The sequence below is a fragment of the Pararhizobium qamdonense genome, from assembly GCF_029277445.1.
GTDB classification, from domain to species: Bacteria; Pseudomonadota; Alphaproteobacteria; order Rhizobiales; family Rhizobiaceae; genus Pararhizobium; species Pararhizobium qamdonense.
Map to the genome: position 1 here is coordinate 55,035 of NZ_CP119567.1, position 22,226 is coordinate 77,260.

At 60.5% G+C, this 22,226-nt stretch carries 19 protein-coding genes; 13 read left to right on the forward strand and 6 right to left on the reverse strand.

The features are described from left to right. Positions 1-3: 3 nt before the first annotated feature. The 4 genes from PYR65_RS21545 to PYR65_RS21560 are packed head-to-tail and all read right to left on the reverse strand — an operon-like array spanning position 4 to position 7,783. Entirely contained in the window at positions 4-2,670 is a 2,667-nt protein-coding gene (locus tag PYR65_RS21545; RefSeq protein ID WP_276121512.1) for a carbohydrate-binding protein, read from the reverse strand. A 4-nt stretch (positions 2,671-2,674) separates the two neighbouring features. Continuing rightward, positions 2,675-3,700: an XdhC family protein gene (locus tag PYR65_RS21550; RefSeq protein WP_276121513.1), complete on the reverse strand. Its 1,026-nt coding sequence runs from the start codon at positions 3,698-3,700 to the stop codon at positions 2,675-2,677. 13 nt (positions 3,701-3,713) lie between these two features. After that, the gene (locus PYR65_RS21555) at positions 3,714-7,262 is read right to left on the reverse strand and encodes a molybdopterin cofactor-binding domain-containing protein (protein WP_276121514.1); all 3,549 of its coding nucleotides are present in this window, start codon (positions 7,260-7,262) and stop codon (positions 3,714-3,716) included. Beyond that, positions 7,259-7,783: a (2Fe-2S)-binding protein gene (locus PYR65_RS21560; protein ID WP_276121515.1), complete on the reverse strand. Its 525-nt coding sequence runs from the start codon at positions 7,781-7,783 to the stop codon at positions 7,259-7,261. The genes PYR65_RS21555 and PYR65_RS21560 overlap by 4 nt, the downstream gene beginning before the upstream one ends. A gap of 357 nt (positions 7,784-8,140) precedes the next feature. Here PYR65_RS21560 and PYR65_RS21565 point away from each other — a divergent pair, with 357 nt between their 5' ends. From PYR65_RS21565 to PYR65_RS21600, 8 genes are all read left to right on the forward strand, one after another. Further along, positions 8,141-9,277 carry an FAD-dependent monooxygenase gene (locus PYR65_RS21565; RefSeq protein WP_276121516.1) on the forward strand — a complete coding sequence of 379 codons (1,137 nt, stop codon included), beginning with the start codon at positions 8,141-8,143 and terminating at the stop codon, positions 9,275-9,277. Next, positions 9,274-10,074, forward strand: coding sequence for an alpha/beta fold hydrolase (locus PYR65_RS21570; protein ID WP_276121517.1), 801 nt, complete (start codon positions 9,274-9,276; stop codon positions 10,072-10,074). The genes PYR65_RS21565 and PYR65_RS21570 overlap by 4 nt, the downstream gene beginning before the upstream one ends. 73 nt (positions 10,075-10,147) lie before the next feature. Next, positions 10,148-10,900: a maleate cis-trans isomerase family protein gene (locus PYR65_RS21575; protein WP_060637649.1), complete on the forward strand. Its 753-nt coding sequence runs from the start codon at positions 10,148-10,150 to the stop codon at positions 10,898-10,900. Between the two features lie 10 nt (positions 10,901-10,910). Beyond that, positions 10,911-11,552 carry an N-carbamoylsarcosine amidohydrolase gene (locus PYR65_RS21580; RefSeq protein WP_276121518.1) on the forward strand — a complete coding sequence of 214 codons (642 nt, stop codon included), beginning with the start codon at positions 10,911-10,913 and terminating at the stop codon, positions 11,550-11,552. 43 nt (positions 11,553-11,595) lie between these two features. Beyond that, positions 11,596-12,627 carry a M29 family metallopeptidase gene (locus tag PYR65_RS21585; RefSeq protein ID WP_276121519.1) on the forward strand — a complete coding sequence of 344 codons (1,032 nt, stop codon included), beginning with the start codon at positions 11,596-11,598 and terminating at the stop codon, positions 12,625-12,627. Positions 12,628-12,806: 179 nt separating this feature from the next. Further along, the gene (locus PYR65_RS21590) at positions 12,807-14,120 is read left to right on the forward strand and encodes an MFS transporter (RefSeq protein WP_060637537.1); all 1,314 of its coding nucleotides are present in this window, start codon (positions 12,807-12,809) and stop codon (positions 14,118-14,120) included. Between the two features lie 154 nt (positions 14,121-14,274). Continuing rightward, a complete protein-coding gene (locus PYR65_RS21595) occupies positions 14,275-14,748 on the forward strand; it encodes a MarR family winged helix-turn-helix transcriptional regulator (RefSeq protein ID WP_276121826.1) in 474 nt (157 codons plus the stop codon). Continuing rightward, on the forward strand, positions 14,732-15,451 hold the full coding sequence (locus PYR65_RS21600) for a nucleotidyltransferase family protein (protein WP_276121520.1): 720 nt from the start codon (positions 14,732-14,734) through the stop codon (positions 15,449-15,451). Before PYR65_RS21595 ends, PYR65_RS21600 begins: the two co-directional genes overlap by 17 nt. Before the next feature lie 63 nt (positions 15,452-15,514). Here the strand turns inward: PYR65_RS21600 and PYR65_RS21605 are convergent, their stop codons facing one another. After that, positions 15,515-16,423 carry a LysR family transcriptional regulator gene (locus PYR65_RS21605; protein WP_276121521.1) on the reverse strand — a complete coding sequence of 303 codons (909 nt, stop codon included), beginning with the start codon at positions 16,421-16,423 and terminating at the stop codon, positions 15,515-15,517. Positions 16,424-16,708: 285 nt separating this feature from the next. Between PYR65_RS21605 and PYR65_RS21610 the strand changes: the two genes are divergently transcribed. From PYR65_RS21610 to PYR65_RS21630, 5 genes are read left to right on the forward strand one after another with little or no spacing between them, the layout of a single operon-like run. Further along, the gene (locus PYR65_RS21610; protein ID WP_276121522.1) at positions 16,709-17,485 is read left to right on the forward strand and encodes a 5-oxoprolinase subunit PxpA; all 777 of its coding nucleotides are present in this window, start codon (positions 16,709-16,711) and stop codon (positions 17,483-17,485) included. A 21-nt stretch (positions 17,486-17,506) separates the two neighbouring features. Further along, the gene (locus PYR65_RS21615) at positions 17,507-17,749 is read left to right on the forward strand and encodes an acetyl-CoA carboxylase (RefSeq protein WP_060637540.1); all 243 of its coding nucleotides are present in this window, start codon (positions 17,507-17,509) and stop codon (positions 17,747-17,749) included. Next, positions 17,746-19,131 carry an acetyl-CoA carboxylase biotin carboxylase subunit gene (locus tag PYR65_RS21620; RefSeq protein ID WP_276121523.1) on the forward strand — a complete coding sequence of 462 codons (1,386 nt, stop codon included), beginning with the start codon at positions 17,746-17,748 and terminating at the stop codon, positions 19,129-19,131. The genes PYR65_RS21615 and PYR65_RS21620 overlap by 4 nt, the downstream gene beginning before the upstream one ends. After that, positions 19,131-20,006: a 5-oxoprolinase subunit B family protein gene (locus PYR65_RS21625; RefSeq protein ID WP_276121524.1), complete on the forward strand. Its 876-nt coding sequence runs from the start codon at positions 19,131-19,133 to the stop codon at positions 20,004-20,006. The genes PYR65_RS21620 and PYR65_RS21625 overlap by 1 nt, the downstream gene beginning before the upstream one ends. Then, positions 19,996-20,967 (forward strand): 5-oxoprolinase subunit C family protein, encoded by a 972-nt coding sequence (locus PYR65_RS21630; protein ID WP_276121525.1) that lies wholly within the window; start codon positions 19,996-19,998, stop codon positions 20,965-20,967. Before PYR65_RS21625 ends, PYR65_RS21630 begins: the two co-directional genes overlap by 11 nt. Before the next feature lie 72 nt (positions 20,968-21,039). Here the strand turns inward: PYR65_RS21630 and PYR65_RS21635 are convergent, their stop codons facing one another. Further along, the gene (locus PYR65_RS21635) at positions 21,040-22,050 is read right to left on the reverse strand and encodes a GntR family transcriptional regulator (RefSeq protein ID WP_060637652.1); all 1,011 of its coding nucleotides are present in this window, start codon (positions 22,048-22,050) and stop codon (positions 21,040-21,042) included. Positions 22,051-22,226: the final 176 nt, after the last annotated feature.

The following is a 22,226-nucleotide window of genomic DNA, read 5'->3' on the forward strand; positions in this document are numbered from 1 at the left end:
CGGTCAGTTTGAAAGCGGGATGAGTTTTGGTGCGGCGGTCAATCCGCTTTTATCTGCGGTATCGCCGCGATAGGGCGTATGGCTGTAATAGCGGTTTGCTGCGGTGTTGGCGACGTGAAGCTCCAGACTGTGCGTGCCGGGGCTGAGAGTGCTAAGCGCAAACCGGTAGGGCCGCCAAGCCCGGCGCCCGATCTCTTGGCCGTCAAGAAACGCGGTCACAGCTGTTTCCACCTGCGGCAATTCCAGAAGCCAATCGCCTTGCGTTGCTATCGTCAGGGAGCATCGGTAAATGCCCGTGCCGGAAAAATCCGCGAACCCTTGCGTTTCCCAGCCCGCATCGACAGAGATGGATTGGAAATCCGCGTCAAGCGCGGGAGAAAAACGCCAGCCATCGGCAAGCGATATCGTTTCCCCAGGATCGTGAATGGCCCCGGTCTGCGTGGCTGCTTGATCCGCCACGAACTCGGATGCTTCGCGCAACCGGATGCATCGAACCTCGTGCGGCTGGAGCACGACCAGCGACCGTTCAAGATTGACCGGCGCATGGATCACGCCATCCGCCGGCGACCATTGCTCGGATTCAAAACCACAGCCATATGAGATTTCAACGGCAAGTTTGTCCGATCCGTCGTTGAACAGCACAAGTCTCCACCAGCCGTCCGCCTCATATCCGATCCACTGCCATGGTTTGCCGCCTGAAGCACTCTCGACTTTCGGCCCCTCGGCTGGAAGGGACGACACCAGAGCGGCAATATCCCGGCTGTCCGGATGCCCTTCGATATGCGTGGAAACCTTAAAACACGTCATCGGCGCGTCGCTGTCGCAGATGACGGACAGGCGTTCGCCGGATGACCAGATCGCGCCGCCGGCTGTCTTGAAAGCCTCCAGTGTCCGCAAGGTATCGACAGTTTCAAGCACGGTTACGGACGGCAGCACGACGGCATCGAAAACCAGCCCCGATGCGATGAGCTTCCCGTTTTCGATTGTTGCAGCAGCAAGATCGGCCTCGCTCACGAACATAAAATCGCATCCCCGCGCGAGAAGATGTTCGCACCATGCGCCGATATGCGTTGCGTGGCCGTTGCGCGGTCCCTGCGCAAAGGCGGTGTAGAGCGGATAGAGAATGGCAACCGGCGTGCGTGGTTTGGCCGGTTCGATGAAGACGGAAATCCGGGCGGTCTCGCCGGCAAACAGATCGTGATAGTGCCACCATGGCTCGAAGTTGATGCCGGGAGCGAAATCGAACCTCGGATTGACGAACGGCGTCGGGTCATTGTCGCGGCCATCGGTCTGATAGACGCCGTGCCAGATGAATTGCCGCATGCCAAGGCAATGCAGGCGGATCGCTTGTGCGCGTGCCGTTTCCAGCGTCAGTTCCCATTGGCCTGCGGCACGCCGGGTGGTCCGTTCGGCGCTGGCATAGGTTTCGACCATGCAGCGGCTACGCCCATTGGAGCGCGCAACGGAATCGCCGAGTTTCGGCGCCAGTTGCGCACTGAAATTGTTGGAATCCACGGCGGTTTCATGCCGATAGGCATCGATCCCGAAGAAATCGACGGCTGGCGCCACGCGCGGATCGATGCTGGTAAAGCCGCCGTTCAGCGACCATGACGCGATATGCGGCAGGATTTCGTGTCCGGTCAGCGCGATGCCGTGCATGTCGGACCATCGTCGCAGGGTGCCGAAAAAGGCTTCGTTCATCAAAGCCGAATATCCGGCGTAAAATTCTGCCCGCAGCCGTAGCGTGCCGCTGCCGATATCTTTGAGCAGCGCCAGAAGGACTTTCGCAAAGGACACGCCGGTTCGGTGCGCCATTGTTTCCTGCAATGCCGGTGCAAAAAGCAGGCTGTTGCCGAGATCACCGGACATCTGGTCCCAGCGATAAAAGCCTGCCGCCGGCTGGTCGTAAAATACGAAGGCGACCGGGTCCGGCAACAGACCCTCCAATGTCTTGACGAGCGGATTGAGGCCGACGTCTATAAAGCGCTCAGCCGCTTCCGGCAGCAGGTAGTTGATCAGGCGGGACGTCGAGGAGCGGGCGCTGATGAAAACAGTGAGCGCCTGACCCGCCTCGATCCGGCCATCAAAGGCATAGGCACAGGATACAGCGTCGCTTGCGGTGATGATGATTTGCGCCGTCACATCGGAGATCGCCTCCAGAGTTTCAATGCCTGAAACGGGGTGCAGGACGGCGGCCTCGACCGTCCAGTCGCACCACTCGACCTTGCCCGCCTCATATTGCCACTCCAGAATATCCGGACCCATTGTCTCGACGAAAGGCGGATGGATGCCGCTGATCGTGCCTTCAGATGCGGATGTTGACGACCAGAACAGGTGCCGTTCGCGCACGGCATCGCAGCCATCAACCGTGCGTCCTCCGGCATGACCGCTGACCCAGTTATAATCGTCATAGATGCCCAGTTTCAGGCCGAGCTCACCGGCAATGCAGGCAGCGTATCGATAGGCGGCGAGATAATCAGGCGACAGATAGTCTTCGCGCGGCAGCGCAAGACGGGCCTGAATGAGGATCGTCCCGATCCCTTTTGCCTGGAAATCAGCCAGCTGCGCGCGGCAGATGGCTTCGTCGGGAATGGAATGCCAGAACCAATAGGCCGACGGGCGAAAGGCAGCCGTCGGATTTGCAAACAGCGCCCGGTTTGTGATCTGCATATGATCACACATTGCCGTTGAACTTCATGGTGGAGCGCGCCGCAGCGACATCGGCGAGAATGGACAGCGCCAGTGCATTTCCATCACGGGCCGGTCCGAAGAGGCCAATCGGGGCCTTGATGCGATCCATATCGTGATCGCTATATCCATGTTTCCGCAAGTCTTCACGGCGCTTTTCATGCGTGCGCTTGCTGCCCAGCGTGCCGATATAGAAAGGATTGCGTTGCAGTGCGACTTTCAGGAATGGCAGTTCCTGGGCGAGATCGTGAAACAGCAGCGCGACTGCGGTGTCGGCATCAACAAGCGTTTCATCGAATCGTGGTTCCGCTTGTCCGTCAAAGGCAAACGTCTCGAAACCCGTGTGACGTGCGACCCGCGTTGCGCAATCCAGTTCGATGCCTCGGCCGCAGATCACCAGTCGTGGGCGCGGTCTGTAGCGGCGAATATAGGATGCACCGTTTTCCGTGTCCTCGATATCCGTGATGCTCTGTTTCACGGCGTCGTAGCAGAGCGCGCCCACCTTACGGGACCGAAGACTGGCGAGCACACGGCGAAGCGGACCCACGTCTTTCAAAACGTGGATGGCAAGCGTGATACCGCCACCGCAGGGAAGCTGGATGTCGAAAAAGGTCGATCCCTCGCCAAGAAGCAGAAACCGGTCGGCTCCCCGCTTCATCGCATCGACCGCCTCGGCGGCAACGGCTGCCTCGGTGCAGCCGCCCGAGACATAGCCGCAATAGCCACCATCCATACCAACAGCCATCTGGGCGCCAAGCGCGCGTGCGGACCCGCCGCGGATGTCGACCAATGTTACCAGCGCGCTTTTTCCTTCTTTCTCAAAACGCTCGGCGGCATAGTTCAAGATCGTTTCCGGATCATCCGTCATGATGGCGCAGAAAGGCACAGTGGGGATAACGTCATAAAGCGATCGCGTGTTCGATACGGCGGCGTGTCGCGCACTGCCGCTGACAAAAATGCCCTCGCTCTCGAAGAGCCCGCGTGCGGTGATGCCGGTCTCAAACTGCTGCACGTTGCCCGCTCCTTCAGTGGCTCGCCGCCGTTACGCGCTGCATGGCGCCTGCCGTATCTGTCCATGCCGGTTTTCCCGGCGCAAAACGCGCCCTAAGATAGGCTGCGAGATCCTTGATCTGGTCCTCGTTCAACGTATCGCCGAAAGCGGGCATAGACATGACTTCCGGCGCTTCGCGTCCGCTGGTTTTGGCAAGGATGGCCGGTGCTTCGACACCGTGCAATATGACCTGCAGAATGTTATCCGGCGTATCGGCATGCAGGTTGCTGTTCAGCGCCAGCGACGGCAGGATGGTGTTGCCGGTATGGCAGGTCGCGCATGCCCCGTTGAAGATCCGTTCGCCCTTGGGCGACAAAAGAGCTGCGGTGGACTTGGCCGTTTCGCTCGCGGCAATGGCAGCCTCTCTCTGGGCGGCGGCGACGGCGGGTTCGGTCCCCTCGTTCAAGCTTGCGAGATAGCTGGCCATGGCGCGGATGTCGCTATCGGGAAGCGGCTGCATGACATCGACCACCTGCGCCATCGGGCCAGCGGCACTGCCGTGGTCGCGCGAATGCCCGGTGCGCAGATAGTCGTAGAAGGCGTCGGCCGTCCAGCCGACAGGGCCTTTCGCAAAGGTGTTGAGCGCGGGCGCTTCCCAGCCATCCGCAAACCCGCCGGACAAGCGGGCATTGCCGGTCTTTTCCGCACCCAGCACATTGCGCTGCGTATGGCAGGCCGAACAGTGGCCAAGGGTTTCGACCAGGTAGGCGCCGCGATTCCATTGTGCATCGCGCGTCTCGACATAGCGGAACGGCTCGGCCTTCAGAAACAGGGCATTCCAGCCAGCCATCATCGCGCGAATATTATAGGGAAACGTCAGCTTGGTTTCCGGCGGCTTATCGGGAGCCGGACTTTGCGTCATCATATAGGCATAAAGCGCCTGGAGGTCGGCATCCTCTGCGCCGGCAAACGATGTATAGGGATGGGCGGGATAGAGGTGATGGCCGTCGCGGCTGATACCCTCGCGCATGGCGCGCTCGAAGGCAGGGTAGGACCAGGCGCCGATACCGTTTTTCGCATCAGGGGTGATGTTGGTGGCATAGACCGCGCCGAACGGCGTGTCGAAACGCCGTCCGCCAGCGAACGGGGTTCCGTCGGGGCCGGCATGGCAGACATTGCAGGCGCCCGCAGCAGCAGCCATGCGTCCGCGTTCGATCGTTGCAGCGCTATAGACATTGCTGTCGGGTGTCGGGATCGTGCCGATCGCGGGGCGCCATGGCGAGGCCATGGTGACAATCCCCGAAAGGGCGGCGACGGCCCCTGCGGCGGACAGACCGACTGTCCACCATCTGCGTTTCTTTGCGGGTTCGGCCGGCGATGCCGCGTTCTTGCCGCTGTTCAGCGTGGCCAGCACCAGTTCCGGCGTCAACGGCAATTCGCGGAAACGGATGCCGGTTGCGTCATAGACGGCATTGGCGATGGCCGAGGCGCTGGGCACGGATGCGGACTCGCCGACGCCAAGCGGCGGCTCGTCCTGCCGTGGGATCATCAGGACATCGATATCGGGGACTTCGGGGAAGGTGATGAGCGAATAGCCGCCCCATTCCTTCGAGGTCACGGCTGTCGATGAAAACTCCACCTTTTCCTTCAGCACCCGGCTGGTGGACTGGATGATATTGCCGTGGATCTGGTGACGGACGCCATCGGGATTGATCATCATCCCGGAATCCTGCGCGCAGGTCACTTTCGTGACCGCCACCTCGCCGGTCTTGGTATTCACGGCGACATCAGCGACCCATGCGGCCCAGGCCGCCGCCTTGCCGGGAAAGGGGCCATGGATATAGACGGCATAGGCAAAGCCGCGACCGTAGAGAAGATCGCCTTCGCCGCCCAGCGTACCCCATGTGGTGTGCGGCACCCAGTTTGCCCGCTCGGCCAGTGCCTTGACCAGATCGACCGCGCGCGGATCCTGCAGATAGCGCAGCCGGTATTCGATCGGATCGACACCGGCTGCGGCCGCCAGTTCGTCCACATAGCATTCGTGCGCGAAGGTGTTGGGCATGGCCGAAACACCGCGAAACCAGGAGGCGCGGGCGATCGGCGGCATGTCATGCACGGTGACGCGCAGATTGCCATAGGCATAGGGCGGGATCGCGGTGCGGTCGCCCATCTGCACCACGTCTGAGACCGGCGGCACCTTGCCGGTGAGGATGAGCGGCAGGGTCGGGGCGAGGTTTGAGGGATAGCGTGTTTCGAAATCATAGGCCGAGGGGCCGCCCTCCAGATCGAGGCCGCCGCGAACGTCCATGATCTGTGCTGCCCCCTTGGGCTCCCAGGCATGTTCCTGCTCGCGGCTCAATTGTACCCTGACCGGCGCTTTGACAGCGCGCGATAGAAGGGCTGCATCGGCGGTGACGTCGTCGGCGCAGTTCCGGCCATAGCATCCGGCCGCTTCAAGCCGTTCGACGAGGATCAAGTCTTCGGGCATGTCCAAAAGCAGGGCGAGGTCGCGGCGCATGGGAAAAGGGTTTTGCGTCCCGGACCAGACGGTCAGGCCATCGTCGCGATAGTCTGCCACGGCGCAGGACGGTCCGATTGATCCGTGCATCTGGTAGGGCCAGACATAGGTTCGGTTCATCGGCTGGGCGCTGCCGGCGAGCGCCATATCGACATTGCCGCGATCGGCAAGCTTGCGCGGGGTCGAAGGATTGGCGCGCAGCGCTGCTTCCGGTGCGTTGAGGTCCGGGCGTTCCTGCGCGGCACGCCAGACCACCTTGAGTGTCTTTGCCGCTTCGATGGCGATTTCCTCGCGCAAGGCGACAACCCCGACGAAATCGCCGATGGCGACCACGCCAACCAGGCCGTCGATACCGGCAACGGATGTCTCATCGATGGAGATCAGACTGTTGCCGACATGCTCGCCATGATCAAAGCCGGCATAGGGCGGGCGGATGACGCGGCCATGCAGCATGCCGGGTACGCGTACGTCGTGCACATAGGTCCAGCGCCCCGTCGCTTTCGCGGGAATATCGACGCGCGGACGCGAGGAGCCGACAATCGTATAGGCAGAGGCCGGTTTGAGTTCGGCAGAAGCGTCGATCGACAGACGCACATGCGCGCCGGCGACGAGATCGGCAAAGCTCAGGCTCCAGTTTTCACCGGTCGCAGCGCGAATGATGCCGTCGTCCAGGATGAGCTTTTCGACCGGCGTGCCGGTCCGCATCGACGCCCTGACAAGCAGGTGACGCCTTGCGGTCGCTGCGGCATGGCGCAGGGGAACGGCGGTGATCTGGATGGTTTCGCTGGCAATGGTCGCGCCCTGGTTGGGGGCGGCCGATGTTGCTCCAAGCACCATATCGACCTGCTCGAACGGGACATGGAGTTCTTCGGCGACGATCTGCGCCAGCGACGTCCGGATGCCCGTTCCCAGATCGACGTGGCCATTGAACGCCATAACGCGCCCATCCGGTCCGATGGCGATAAAAAGCTCGGCCGCGTCGCCCAGTTCCACATCGGAAACGATCAGCAGCATCTCGGCGGCGGCCATATAGGCCGATTTGGGTGTTTCGCGGTGCAGGGTCATGGCGAAACCTCCGTCGTGCCGTCCGTCATTGTCGTATGTGCTAGCTCCGCCTTGGCATAGGCAACGGCGCGCCGCGCGGCGGCCAGTATCTCAAGATGCGTGCCGCACCGGCAAAGATGATGCTTTAGTGCCTCGCGAATATCGCTTTCGTCAGGATCGGCATTGCGTTTGAGCAGTCCGACCGTAGCGATGATCATGCCGTTGAGGCAATAGCCGCATTGCGCCGCCGCTTCCTCGATAAAGGCGCGCTGCACCGGGTGCAGATCTCCGGCCACCGAAAGCCCCTCGAGCGTAGTCACGCGCCGCGTCCCGATTGCGCCAAGCGGCACGGTACAGGAGCGCACCGGGCGGCCGTCAACCAGAACAGCGCATGCGCCGCATTCGCCCAGGCCACAGCCGTATTTCGGGCCGTTCAGGGAAAGGTCGTTGCGCAGAATATAGAGGAGCGGTGTTTCCGGCTTGGCGTCAACGTGCCAGAGGGCGTCGTTTACAGTCAATGAAACGGAAACGGGCCGCGTCAAGGCACCTGCTCCGGCGCCGCGTCAGCGGTTCGGCCAAAGCCTTTTGCACCCGGACCGATCGCTATCAGGCTGGCCCCTTTGTGGTGCCTGTTCCTCATAACGATGCGACTGTCACCGACATCACGCATCTGCTGCCCCTTATTTTTATATAAAAAGCGTATACGCTTCATATGGTAAGCTGGCAAGTCAAATTTTACCGTTGCAAACGGCGAGAAACCCGGTAGGCTTTGATTTATAAATTGCAAAGCCGAGAAAAACTGACGCCTGGTGCTTGCTATTTAAAGCGTATACGCTACAAATTATGCCGATCATCCAATTCTGAGAACAACACGTCGAAAGACGGATAGAGGGGTCGCCATGTCCAAGGAAAATGAAAAGATCGCGATTATCGGCGCGGGCCTCGGCGGCGCCGTTGCCGGTGCTCTGCTTCAGCATGCCGGTTTTGATGTCAATGTCTATGAGCAGGCGCCCAGCTTCTCCCGCCTCGGTGCCGGTATTCACATGGGACCGAATGTCCTGAAAATCTTCGAGCGCATCGGCGTCGACCGGCAGGTCATCGATATCAGCAGCACGCCGTCCCATTGGTTCAGCCGCGACGGCATTACCGGCGACTATCGCTCGCGCATTCCGCTTGAGGGATATGGCGCAACCTATTGCACGGTTCATCGCGGCGATCTGCAAGCGATCCAATGTGATGCGCTTCAGCCCGGCACCTTGCATTTCGGCAAGAAGCTGTCACGCGTCGATGATAACGGCACGGATGTGCTGGTCGAATTCGAAGATGGAACGTCAATTCGCGCCGATATCGTCATTGGCGCCGACGGTATCAATTCGAGGGTGCGCGAAACGCTTCTGGGCGAGGAAAAGCCGAATTACAGCGGCTGGGTCGGACATCGCGCGCTGATATCCTCGGACAAACTGAAAAAATACGATCTGACCTTTGAAGATTGCGTCAAATGGTGGGGCCCGGACCGTCATATGATGGTCTATTATACAACGGCACGGCGCGACGAATATTACTATGTCACGGGCGTTCCGCATCCGGCCTGGGAGTTCGATTCGGCATTTGTCGACAGCAGCCGTGAGGAGATGGCGGCAGCCTTTGAGGGCTATCACCCGATCATTCAGGCGCTAATCGAAAGCACCGACACGGTGACCAAATGGCCGTTGTTCAATCGCAATCCCCTGCCTTTGTGGAGCAAGGGCCGCCTGGTCCTGCTCGGTGATGCTTGCCACCCGATGAAACCACATATGGCGCAAGGTGCGGCCATGGCCATCGAAGACGCGGCCATGCTCACCCGCTGCCTGCAGGAAACCGGCATCAGTGATTTCAATACGGCCTTCAAGCTTTACGAAGCCAATCGCCGTGATCGCGCGACGCGCGTGCAGACCGTTTCCAATGCCAATACGTTCCTGTTGAACCAGGAAGATCCGTCCTGGGTCTATGGCTATGACATCTATGCCGAGCCGCTGAAGAGCGAGACTGCGGCATGAGCGGGCAGGCGCTATACGGCGCGAATGTTTTTGCCAACGGGATCCGCCAGCACTACCTGCGCTATGGCGGCAAAGGCCCTGCCGTTATCCTGATCCCCGGCATCACCAGCCCGGCAATCACCTGGGGCTTTGTCGCTGAGCGGCTGGCCGAACGGTATGACGTTTATGTGCTCGACGTGCGCGGACGTGGCCTGTCCTCGACAGGTCCGGATCTCGACTATGGTCTGGACGCCATGGCGGCAGACGTCGTCGGGTTTGCGGCGGCCCTTGGGCTTTCCAGGCCGGCGTTGCTCGGTCATTCGATGGGCGCGCGCATTGCCATCCGTGCGGCGGTTGCCGCTCCCTTGGCCTTTTCGCGCCTGGCGCTGATCGATCCGCCGGTCTCCGGACCCGGCCGCCGGGCCTATCCGAGCAAGCTGCCATGGTATGTTGATAGCATCCGGCTGGCGCTGAAGGGTATTGACGCTGAGGGAATGAAGGCATTCTGCCCGACCTGGACTGGCGAACAGCTGACGCTGCGTGCCGAATGGCTGCACACATGCTACGAGCCGGCCATCGTCACCGCGTTCGAGGACTTCCACAAGGATGACATCTTTCCTGATCTGCCGAAGCTGAAGCAGCCCGCCCTGTTGATGGTGGCTGGCCGTGGCGGTGTGATCGAACAGGTGGACGAGGACGAAGCGCGCGCGCTCTTGCCGGCGCTGGAGATCGTCCGCGTGCCGAACGCCGGACACATGATCCCCTGGGATGATTTTGACGGGTTTTTTGCAGCCCTTGGAGATTTTCTCTCCCGCTGACCGGCAGCGGCGGATCATCCGATCCGCCGCTGTTTCTTGTTTGCCAATGTTCGTGAAGCAGAGGATGTCATCCATGCAGAAATATTACCGTATCGGTCAGATCGTACCCAGTTCCAACACCACCATGGAAACCGAAATCCCGGCCATGCTGACAGCGCGGCAATCCATCCGCCCGGAACGCTTCACCTTCCATTCCAGCCGCATGCGCATGAAGAAGGTGGTCAAGGAAGAACTGGCGGCGATGGATGCGGAATCCGACCGTTGCGCCATCGAACTCTCCGATGCCCGTGTCGATGTGCTGGGTTACGCCTGCCTGGTTGCAATCATGGCCATGGGGCTCGGCTACCATCGCCAGTCCGAAAAGCGCCTGACCGGCCGCACCCAGGAAAACGGAACGGATATCCCGGTCGTCACCAGCGCCGGTGCCCTGATCGAAGGGCTGAAGGTCATGAAGGCGAAGAAGATCGCCGTGGTGGCACCCTATATGAAGCCGCTCACCGAACTCGTCGTCGATTATATCCGCGAAGAAGGTTTCGAGGTTGTGGATTGGCGCGCGCTGGAAATTCCCGACAATCTCGATGTCGCGCGCCACGATCCGGAGAACTTGCCCGCCATCGTGCAGACGCTCGATCTGACGGATGTCGACGTGATCGTGCTGTCGGCCTGCGTGCAGATGCCGTCTTTGCCTGTCATTGCCAAGGTCGAGGCGATGACCGGAAAGCCGGTTCTGACGGCGGCGGCCGCCACCACCTACTGCATGCTGAAATCGCTCGGTCTGGAAGCGGTCGCGCCGGGTGCCGGTGCGCTTCTGTCCGGGGCCTACTAGGGAGACGATGATGCAAAGCGCGGAAACGAACTATCAGGGTGTATGGGGCAACCGGATCGGTTTTGGTCAACGTCCGGCTCTTCTCGTTATTGATTTCCTGAAAGCCTATACGATCGAGGGCGCGCCCCTCTATGCACCCGGCGTGGTCGATGCGGTCGCGCAGGCGCCCGAACTGATCAAGGCCGCCCGCGCCGCCGGCATTCCCATCATCCATACCCGCATTCTCTATCTGGCGGAAAACTGCGCGGATGGCGGCATGTGGGTGAAGAAGTCGCCGGTCATGAAGGCGATGGTCGAGGGCAATGTACTGGCTGAGTTCTGCGATGAGGTGCAGCCCGAACACGGTGAGCTCGTCATCGTCAAACAATATGCCAGCGCTTTCTTCGGCACCAGCCTGGCGTCGCATCTGCACGCGCAGGGCATCGACACGGTCATCATGGCGGGCTGCTCGACCAGCGGCTGCATCCGGGCAAGTGCCGTCGATGCGGTTCAATACGGGTTCAGGCCCATCGTCGTGCGCGATTGCGTCGGCGACCGGCATCCCGACCCGCACAATGCCAACCTCTTCGACATCGACAGCAAATATGGCGATGTCGTCTCAAAGGAAGAAGCGATCGCCGAAATCGCCAAGGTCAAGATCGGCTGTCCGTAACGGGACAAAATACCCACGCCTTGAATCAATAAAGGGAACAAGCATGGATCACTTCAGCTTCACGGAAATCTGCCTGCATCAGTTGAAGATGTCGGGCGTCCACGAGGGCGAAAAACTCATCGTCCTGACCCAGGGCAACGAGCGCCTCGATTATGCCGATGCCTTCATGGCGGCGGGCATGCGTCTTGGCGCCAAGATGTATCACATGCGTTTGCCGCCGGTGCCGCCGGCCGGCGCATGGGCCGTCGGCCAGACGGGTCTTGCAGCCATGCCGGAAGCGGTCGAGGCGCTGAAGGCCGCCGACATGTTGATCGATTGCATCTTTTTGCTCTTCAGCCCGGAACAGATGGCAATCCAGGCGTCCGGCACGCGTATTCTGACGGCCGTGGAACCGCCGGAGCTTCTCGCCCGCATGCTGCCGACGAAGGAATTGCGCGAGCGCGTTGAATTTGCCGGCGACCTGCTCTCCAAGGCGAAGGTGATGCGGATCACGTCCGAGCATGGCACGGACGTGACCTACAAGCTCAACACCTATCCCGCCATCACCGAATATGCCTGCACCGACGAGCCGGGCCGCTGGGACCATTGGCCGTCCGGCTTCGTATTCACCGGTGGTGACGATGACGGCGTCGACGGGACGATCGTCGTTGCTCCCGGCGATATCCTGCTGCCGCAGAATATCTACGTGCGCGATCCGATCATCTACACGATCGAAAACGGTTGGATCACCGATATCCGCGGCGGCCTCGATGCCGAGCTTGTGAAGTCGTACATGGACGGTTTCAACGATCCGCGCGGCATGGGCATGAGCCATGTCGGCTGGGGCCTCAATCAGAACGCCAAATGGCATCGCATGGTGCCCGGCGAATTCCCAGGCGGCATGGGCATGGAAGCACGCTCCTTCTACGGCAACGTGATGTTCTCGACCGGCCCCAACAACGAGCTGGGCGGACCGAACGATACGGCCTGCCATCTGGACATCCCGATGCGCAATTGCTCGCTGTTCCTGGATGACGAGCCGATGGTTCTGAACGGCGACATCGCCGTCAAGGAAATGCAGTACAAATTCGACTGATCCTTCGGCTTCCGGCCGAATTCTCATCGAAACGATGGAGAAATTTTAAGAGCCCTGGCCGCCATGCGTGGTGGCCTGGGCACGGCAAACCCGTGCGTTCGCTGTCGAGAGACAAGGTGGCAGAGACCACCGCTCTTGAACCACAGCGACCGGCATGATTTCAAATAAAGAGGGGTACCATGCAGTCACCAATTACAGTTGAAGACGGTCTGAGAATGGCCGGTGTCGGCGCTTTCCAAAAGCGTCTGTTCGTCATTTTCGGCCTGGTCTGGGCGGCGGACGCCATGCAGGTGCTGGCGATCGGTTTCAGCGCGCCGTCGATTGCCGCCAGTTTCGGCATTACCGTTCCGCAGGCGCTGCAGACCGGCACTTTGTTTTTCCTCGGAATGCTCATCGGTGCCTTCGTTTTCGGACGCTTGGCGGACAGGATTGGCCGCAGGCCCGTGCTGTTCATCGCCATCATCCTCGATGCGATCTGCGGTGTCGCCTCGGCTTTCGCCCCCGATCTCCAGTGGCTGCTTGTGGCACGGTTCCTGACCGGCCTTGGCGTCGGCGGCACGCTTCCGGTCGATTACGCCATGATGGCCGAGTTCCTTCCCTCCGATAGGCGCGGCCGCTGGCTGGTTCTACTTGAAGGCTTTTGGGCTGTTGGCACCGTCGCCCTCGCTCTATTGGCGCTCGGTGCCGGAACACAAGGTGGTGAAGCCTGGAGGACGATTTTCTTCGTGACGGGTCTTCCCGCCCTGATCGGCGTCGTGCTGCGCTTCTACGTTCCGGAATCGCCCCTCTATCTCAATCAGCAGGGACGCTCGGACCAGGCGCGGAAAGTGCTGCAGACGGTCGCCAAGGCCAACGGCACGAATGTTGAAATTCCGCCGCTCGTGCAGCAGAAGCCGCAACGCAAGTCGATATCAGCACTCTTTTCCGGCGATCTGCGCCGCCGGACGATTTTCCTGATGCTCGCCTGGATGCTGATCTCGGTCTCCTATTACGGCGTGTTCGTCTATCTGCCGGTAAAGCTTGCCGCCGATGGTTTCGGTTTTGTCCGTGGCCAGGTCTTCCTCGTCATTCTGGCAATCGCACAGTTGCCGGGCTATGCACTTGCGGCCTATGGCGTCGAGAAATGGGGCAGGAAGCCCACATTGATCGGCTTCCTGCTGCTCAGCGCTATTGGAACGCTGGCCTACGGCCTGGGGCAGACGGCGGAGATTATCGTGGCCGCAACCCTGCTGCTGAGCTTTGCGCTTTTGGGCACATGGGGTGCAATCTATGCATTTACGCCCGAGATATACCCGACGACCCTGCGGGCAAGCGGCATGGGCATGGCCGGTTCGGTCGCACGTTTTGGCGGTCTCCTGGCACCGTCGATCGTGGCCCCTCTGATGACCTCGAACTTCGGCCTTGCTCTGGGCGTGATCTCCGGCCTGCTGGTTGTCGCTGCCGTCAGCGTCTGGCTGATCAACGCGGAATCGAAGGATCGCGTCCTCGAGTAAATTACAAGCTGTCTCGCGGCACGCCAGCACCGTGCCGCGAGACCTCACCCTCGCCCACAGCCGCTCGTGTCAGTCCGGTCTTGACGATCGATCCGCTTGCGATTTGCAGCGTTTTGGAAGAAGACAGAATGGAATGGGAGCGAGCGTGACAACAATGACTGGCGGCGATGACAGGAAGGACTTGAGCCGGCGCGACCCTTATCTGGTCACCGAGCAGGTGGGCCATCTGCTGCGCAAAGCCTATCAGCGGCATCTCGCCATCTTCCAGAGCAATGCCAGCGATCCCGACCTCACATCCGTGCAATTCGTGACACTTTGCGCCCTGCATGACCTCGGCCCCAGCTCGCAGGTCGAACTCGTCAAGGCGACCTCGGTCGATCAGGCAACCATCCGCGGCATCGTCGAAAGACTGAAGGCGCGGGGCCTGATCGATCTTTCCCGGGATGAGGCAGACGGCCGCAAGGTGGTGATTTCGCTTCTGCCCAAGGGCGATGCGGTGCTGGAACAGATGTATCCGCAAGGCCATCTTATCAGTGAAAAGACGATGGGCCGTCTCAACCCGGCCGAGCGGGTGGCGCTTCTCTACCTTCTGCGCAAGATCGCGGAAGAGGATGAACAGGACAGTTGAAAGCCAGCGCGCCTTGCCAGAACCGACCGGAGTGTTCCCGATGGAGATCGATCCGCAATCAAAACCGGTTGGCGCAAATGATATGCTCGATGGCACGGCATCCGTCGCGATCGTCCTTCTGGCTGCCGGCAAGGCAAGCCGTATGGGCGAGGGGGGAGCTCATAAGCTGCTGGCCGAATTCGACGGTATCCCGCTCGTGCGGCGTTCAGCGCTTGCTGCCCTTGGTGCCGATGCCGCGACCGTTGTCGCCGTCACCGGCCATCGCCGCGCGGAGATCGAAACCGCGCTTGACGGTCTTGGCATCCACATTGCCGAAAATCCCGATTATGCAACGGGTATTGCAAGTTCGCTGGTGACCGGCTTTGACGCACCCGGCGTGCATGAAGCCGACGGCGTGCTTGTCATGCTCGCTGACATGCCGGGCGTTACACATGCCGATCTCAACGCGCTGATCGCTGCGTTCCGGACGTCGTCGGGAGATGTGATCGTGCGGGCGGTGTCTAACGGCAAGCGCGGCAACCCGGTGATCCTGCCACGCTCTTTGGGGCCTGCAGTAAAGGTGCTTGTTGGCGATACCGGCGCGCGGCACCTCATTGAGACCTCCGGCTTGCCGGTGATCGATGTCGATATCGGCGACGCCGCCCATCTGGACGTCGATACGCCGCAAGAGGTCATCGTTGCCGGTGGTGTTTTGCGCGGATAGACCTGCACGCTGTCGGATTAAAGACTCTGTTCGGTACCTATCGAACCAAACAGAAATGCCGTGTCAGCGCGCATTGCCCGGCAGGTGAAATGCCTGCTGGAAGTAGGCGCGAAAGGCGAGCATCTGCGGGGAGAGGTCAATATTCTTGCGCCAGGCCAATCCGACGTCCATCGCCGGTATGGTATCGCGAACATTGATGGTTTCAATGCGCCGGCCTTCCAGCGACCAGGGGCGATGCACCATGTCAGACAAAATGGCCACGCCCTGGCCGTTGGCGACAAGCGAACGTACCGCCTCGACCGACGACGTGCGCAGGATCACCTGCGGCTGGTAGGACGAGGCGCTCCAGTATTTCAACGATGAATGGGCTGCCTCGTCGACGGTCAGCATGATGTAGGGCTCCTCGGCGATCTCCGCCAGGCCGACGCTTTCTGCCTGCAGCAAATGATGTTGCGCGGGGACCCAGAGGCGGCGGGTCGAGCTCAAGACCTTTTCCGTCACAAGCGACGGGTTCAGAATGTTTGAGGTGAGCAGCACCGACATATCATAGCGGTTCGCCAACAGGCCTTCCTCAATGGATTCCCGCGTCAGCTCGAAAAGCTGGATCTCGAGCTTGGGAAAAAGCCGTCGAAGGCGCTCGATATGCAAAGGCAGGAAATAGCCGATGACCGTATAGGTTGCGGCAACCGTGAGAATGCCTTCGACCTCATTATTGACGACGTTCAAATGCGTCGCCTCGTCAACTTTCTTCAGGATCTCATAGGCATGCGATAGGAACTGGCGTCCGGCGGCGGTCAGGTCCATGCCGTGCGGCGTGCGGATGAACAGGCCGGCTCCCACTGTCTGCTCCAGCTCCTTGATCGCTGTGGTGATGGCCGATTGGGAAATGGAAAGATCGATCGCCGCCTGCGATATTTGTCCAAGCTCTGCGGTCGCGACAAAGTAGCGAAGCTGTCTCAAACTGATCGTCATAACTGTACCCTCCCATCGAAAAAGCAGAATTTCAGTATCCGAAAATCAGAACTACCGATCGCAAAAAGGGCAACTATCCGCCTTTTAATGGTTCAGCTGCCGTCAACTTGTTGATAACCCACATGTTTGCGCTGCAATATTTGTGGGCAGCATGTTCTGATTTTCAGATACGATGCATTTAAAAATAGAATTTTTCAAATGAGTCAATTCGCCCTAGCGTGTCTTTGTCAAAAAAAGCGGCAAAGCGATAACGTTGCTTCATGGCAGGCAGGCGAGGGACAGACGGTGATTGAAGCAGTCGACATCAATTGCGATATGGGCGAAGCGTTTGGACGCTGGCGTGTCGGCGATACCGACGATGCGTCGCTGATGTCGCTGATCAGTTCAGCCAATATTGCCGCAGGTTTCCATGCCGGCGATCCAAACCTCATCGATCAAACCGTGCGGCTGGCAGCCGAGCATGGTGTCGGCATCGGTGCGCATCCGGGCTATAACGACCTCCAGGGCTTTGGCCGCCGCAAGATCGAAGGCACGCCTCGGGAACTGGTCAACGACATCATCTATCAGGTCGGCGCAGTGCGCGAATTTGCCCGCCGCCATGGTGCCCGCCTGCAACATGTGAAGCCGCATGGCGCGCTTTATATGGAAATGGCGGTTAATCCTGAACTTTCGCAGATCTTCGTGCAATATATGCGCACGGTGGAGCCCCAGGCCTATATTTTCTGCATGGGCGGTTCGGCGACGGAGCGGGCAGCCAGGGAAGCAGGGCAGCCGGTCGTGCGCGAATTCTATGCAGACCGCGATTACGGCGACACCGGGTCGATCGTGTTTACCCGTGATGCCGGGCGCCCGGACCCTGCCGCGATCGCCCAGAAAGTCGTGCGTGCCTGCAAGCAGGGAAAGGTAAAGACCGTCTCCGGGGGAGATGTCGATATCGCCTTTGAATCCATTTGCTTCCATTCCGATACGCTCGGCGCGCTCGAAATCGTGCGTCAGATGCGCGAGGCGCTGATTGCAGCCGGCATTCGTATCGCACCGGTTTCGGCCATCACAGGCCATTGATAGATTAAAGCGGAGAGAGACATGAGCACATTTGAGATCAGATCGCCCCTGCCGGGCACCTTCTACCGGACACCGGCGCCGGACGCCGCCCCGTTCAAGGCGGACGGAGACGCGGTGGCGAGTGCAGACACGATCGGCATGATCGAAGTGATGAAAACCTTCCAGGAAATCCCGGCCGGTGTCGATGGCAAGGCCATCCGCTTCCTGGTCGATAACGAAGAGCCTGTGATGGCCGGTCAGGTGATCGCGGAGGTGGAGGTATGACCATCCGCTCGCTCCTCGTTGCCAACCGCGGCGAGATCGCGGTGCGCATCATCAAGGCGGCAAAGGCGCTCGGCATCCGCACCGTACAGGTCCATAGTGCTGCCGATGCCGATATGCTGGCGGTGAAGCTGGCCGACGAGGCCGTCAATATCGGCCCGCCATCCGCCGCGAAATCCTACCTGAACATCGATGCCGTCGTAGCAGCCGCCAAGGCCGCAGGGGTCGATGCGGTTCATCCGGGCTATGGCTTTCTTTCTGAAAATGCCGACTTTGCCGATGCGGTCGAGGCGGCCGGCTTGATCTTCATCGGGCCGAAGGGCGATGCGATAAGGCTGCTGGGCGACAAGGTCGCTGCCCGTGAAGTGGCGGCCCGCGCAGGGGTGCCCACCGTTCCCGGCAGCGCGGGACGGATCGCCAGCCTCGATGAGGCCCGCGCCATTGCGGAAAAAACCGGCTTTCCGATCATGATCAAGGCGGCCGCAGGCGGTGGCGGGCGCGGTATCCGCATTGCCGAGACCATGGCTGATCTCGAGCGTCATTTCCCGCAAGCATCCGCAGAAGCCGCCGCCGCCTTTGGCGATGGTGGTCTCTACCTCGAAAAGGTGATCACCAAGGCGCGCCATGTCGAGGTTCAGATCCTCGGCGACGGCGAGAGCTTCGTCCATTGTTTCGAACGCGAATGCTCGCTGCAGCGCCGCCGCCAGAAGGTCTGGGAAGAAGCACCGTCCACGCTGTTACCGGCAGCAGTGCGCGAAAAGCTCTGCGCCAGCGCCGTGGCGCTTGCCCGCGAGGTCGGCTATCGCGGCGCGGGCACCGTTGAATATCTCTATGACGAGATCACGCAGGACTTCTATTTCATCGAGGTGAATACCCGCATCCAGGTTGAGCATCCGGTGACGGAGATGATCACCGGCATCGATCTCGTGCAGGAGATGATCAAGGTTTGCGGCGGCGCAAAACTGTCGATCGCGCAAGGAGATATCTTGGCGCACGGCCATGCCATCGAATGCCGCATCAATGCCGAGGACCCGTCCCGCAACTTCATGCCCGCACCGGGGCGGATCGAGGCGCTGACGATCCCGCAAGGCGAGGGCATCCGCTTCGACACCATGCTCTACGAGGGATATTCGATCCCGCCATTTTACGATTCCCTTGTCGGGAAGCTGATAGTCTGGGCGGAAAGCCGCGATGCCTGCCTTGAGCGGCTGAAGGCTGCGCTCGAAGGTCTGGTGATCACCGGCATTCCAACCACGATCCCGTTGCATCTGGCGCTTGCCGGCGCAGACAGCGTTAAGCGTGGCGCTTTCCATACCTGTTTTCTTGAAACATGGCTTGAGACCGAATTCGCCGGCCTGTCCGGCAAGATTGCGGAGGTTGCCTGATGGGCTTGCGTTATACATTCGGAGGCGATGAACATCTGTTCGTCGAATGCAGCGAGGAGATGTCGCTCGAGGCGTTCTTCACCAGTCTGTCGATGGCGAAAGGCGTGCGCGACAGCGGTATCAAAGGGGTCACCGAGATCTGCCCAGCCAATGCCTCGTTCCAGATCAAGTTCAATCCCGACATCATCCATCCCAACGATATCCTCCGCGAGGTGAAGTCGATCGAAGGCGCGGCCGCCAAGGCCGAACCGGTGTTAAAGACCCGCATCGTCGAGATCCCGGTTTTCTACAATGATCCCTGGACGCATGAAACGCTGATGCGTTTTCGCGAACGCCATCAGGACCCGGCCGGCACCGATCTCGATTATGCCGCCCGCATCAACGATTTCGGCTCTGTCGATGATTTCATCGCGGCGCATTCGGGCTCGCCCTGGTTCGTCTCTATGGTCGGCTTCGTCGCGGGGCTGCCGTTCATGTATCAGATGGTCGAGCGCCAGAGGCAAATCCAGGTGCCGAAATATCTGCGCCCGCGCACCGATACGCCGAGGCTGACTGTCGGCCACGGCGGCTGCTTCGGCTGCATCTATTCCGTGCGCGGTGCCGGCGGCTACCAGATGTTCGGCATCACGCCGATGCCGATCTTCGATCCGACGCAGACCACCAGCTACCTCCAGGATTTCATGGTGTTCTTCCGTCCGGGCGATATCGTCAAATTCAAGCCGATCGGCCGTGATGCCTATGATCAGGCAGTCGAGGATGTCGACAAGGGGCGGTTTGCACCGCCGATCCGCGAGGTCAGTTTCGATCTGCGCGAATTCCAGAAGGATATTGACGGCACCAATGCCAAGCTGGAGGGGATGCTCCATGGCCATTAAGGTTCTCCATCATGGTCTCGCGACCACCGTTCAGGATCTCGGCCGTCCGGGCTATTTTCATCTCGGCATTCCCGTTGGCGGCGCGATGGACCGCTATGCGATGCGGGCAGCCAATCTTCTCGTCGGCAATGACGAAGGGGCCGCGGGGCTTGAGGCCGTCTTCATGGGCCCGAAGCTCGAGTTCACGCAGGATGCTCTGGTCGCCGTGACAGGCGCCGACATGCCGCCGAAAGTCGATGGCGCCATCCAGCCGGGCTGGACCGCGTTTCTCGTCAAGGCGGGGCAGACGCTGACGTTCGATTTCCTGAAAGCCGGCGCTCGTATCTGCATTGCAGTGTCCGGCGGTATCGATGTGCCGGAAGCGCTGGGAAGCCGCTCGACCTATCCGATCGGTGCGCTTGGCGGCTTCAAGGGCCGGCCGATCGCGCCGGGGGACGAATTGCCGGTGGGCAAGGGCAGCCTTGCAACCGACGGCAAGACCGTGCCGGAAGCGCTGCGCCGCAAGCCGGGCGCGCCGGTGGAACTGCGTGTGCTGCCAGGCCTCTACTGGCACCGCGTCACCGAGCAGTCGCAGGTAAATTTCTTCGATGACGAATGGAAGGTTGCGCCGGAAGCCGACCGCATGGGCTATCGTTTCAAGGGCGGCCGCAAGCTCGATTTCGTCGATCGTGACCAGCCGTTCGGCGCCGGTTCTGATCCGTCCAACATTGTCGATAGTTGCTATCCCTATGGCTCAATCCAGGTGCCCGGCGGCACGGAGCCGATCATCCTGCACCGCGATGCCGTTTCCGGCGGCGGATATTTCATGGTTGGGACGGTGATTTCAGCCGACATGGACCTGATCGGCCAGTTGCAGCCGCATACGCCGGCGCGGTTCATCAAGGTGACGATGGAGGAGGCGCTGCAGGCGCGGGCCGACAGGCAGGCGCTGTTGGCCGAGCTTCGCGCGGCTTTGGCTTAAACGGAGGATTATCCGGTGCTGGCTTTGCGACACGGCGATTGCGGCAAGGGAGTTCGGAAGGCGGCGCTGCCGCTATTCCAGAACCCGCGTCAGGTAATCGGCCGTGACGCTCGGCCCCGGAATGATCGCAACGATCTTCATCTGGGCGATGGTGCGATTGACGGAAGCGTCCAGATGGCTCTCCATCATGGCGGCCGCCGCCGTCGCCGCGCCGCGCATCAAAAGCTCGACGATCAGCCGAAGCTCGGTAATGATGGCCGGGTCGCCGGGCAGGCCCAGGCGGCGCAGGAGCCGCTCGGTTGCCGTCACCGGCAAGAGGTTGTTGCGGATCAGGTCTTTCAGCCGCTCGTTCGGCGTCGCCAGAACGCAGGTCTCGATAAAGCGCGACTGGATGGTTTCCACCGTGCCGAAATAATCCTTCGGCTGCTCGCGCTCCAGCGCCGAGAGGTGCGTAAACAGATTGGTCAGCACGGCATGATCGACATGCCCGGCGCCCACGACGATTGCCTGCGGCTCCAGCATGCGGCGCAGCACGAAGTGATCCTTGACGATCTGGGCCGTCAACGGCCCGGCGATCCAGTGCGAACTCTGGTTTTTGCGGACAAGACCGCGCTCGCGCAGGCGGGTCAACACGTCGCGCACCACGGTGCGGCTGACGTTGAAATGGTTCGCAAGCTCGATCTCGACAATGCGGTACTGGCCAAACACCACGCAGCCGGCGACATCCGCCTCGACGGTGTTGTAGATACGCTCCCAGGACGACCGGCTCTGAAGCGCCTGGTCGGCATGTTGCGGGATGTGCAGGCCGAGCGTCTTGATATCGGTGCGATTGGGCTCGATCCCCTGGTCCGGCGGCCCGACGAGATAGCCGCGGCCGCTGAAGCGATGCAGAAGCCCCTCGGCTTCCAGGGTCTGCAGCGCACGCTGGACCGGCGCGCGGGAGATTTGCAGAATGTCTGCAATCGGCCCTTCGAGCAGCACCAGACCCTCCGGCAGTACCCCACCAATGATGTTGCTGCGCAGAATATCCTCAGCGATTTCGTATCGCTTCTGCACATTCGACCCGCTGCGATCTTCAGTCATCAAATCCGGCACTTTCTTTTTGGCTCATCGCCCACGGTTCAGTTTTACGCGTTTGCAGGGAGCAAGGACAAGGGTGCTTTAAAATGAATATTGAATACATTATCGCGAAAATATTCATTTTATAGCGGGATTGAAAATCGAAGCCGCTTAAGCACTGATGCGCCGTCATTTTCGTC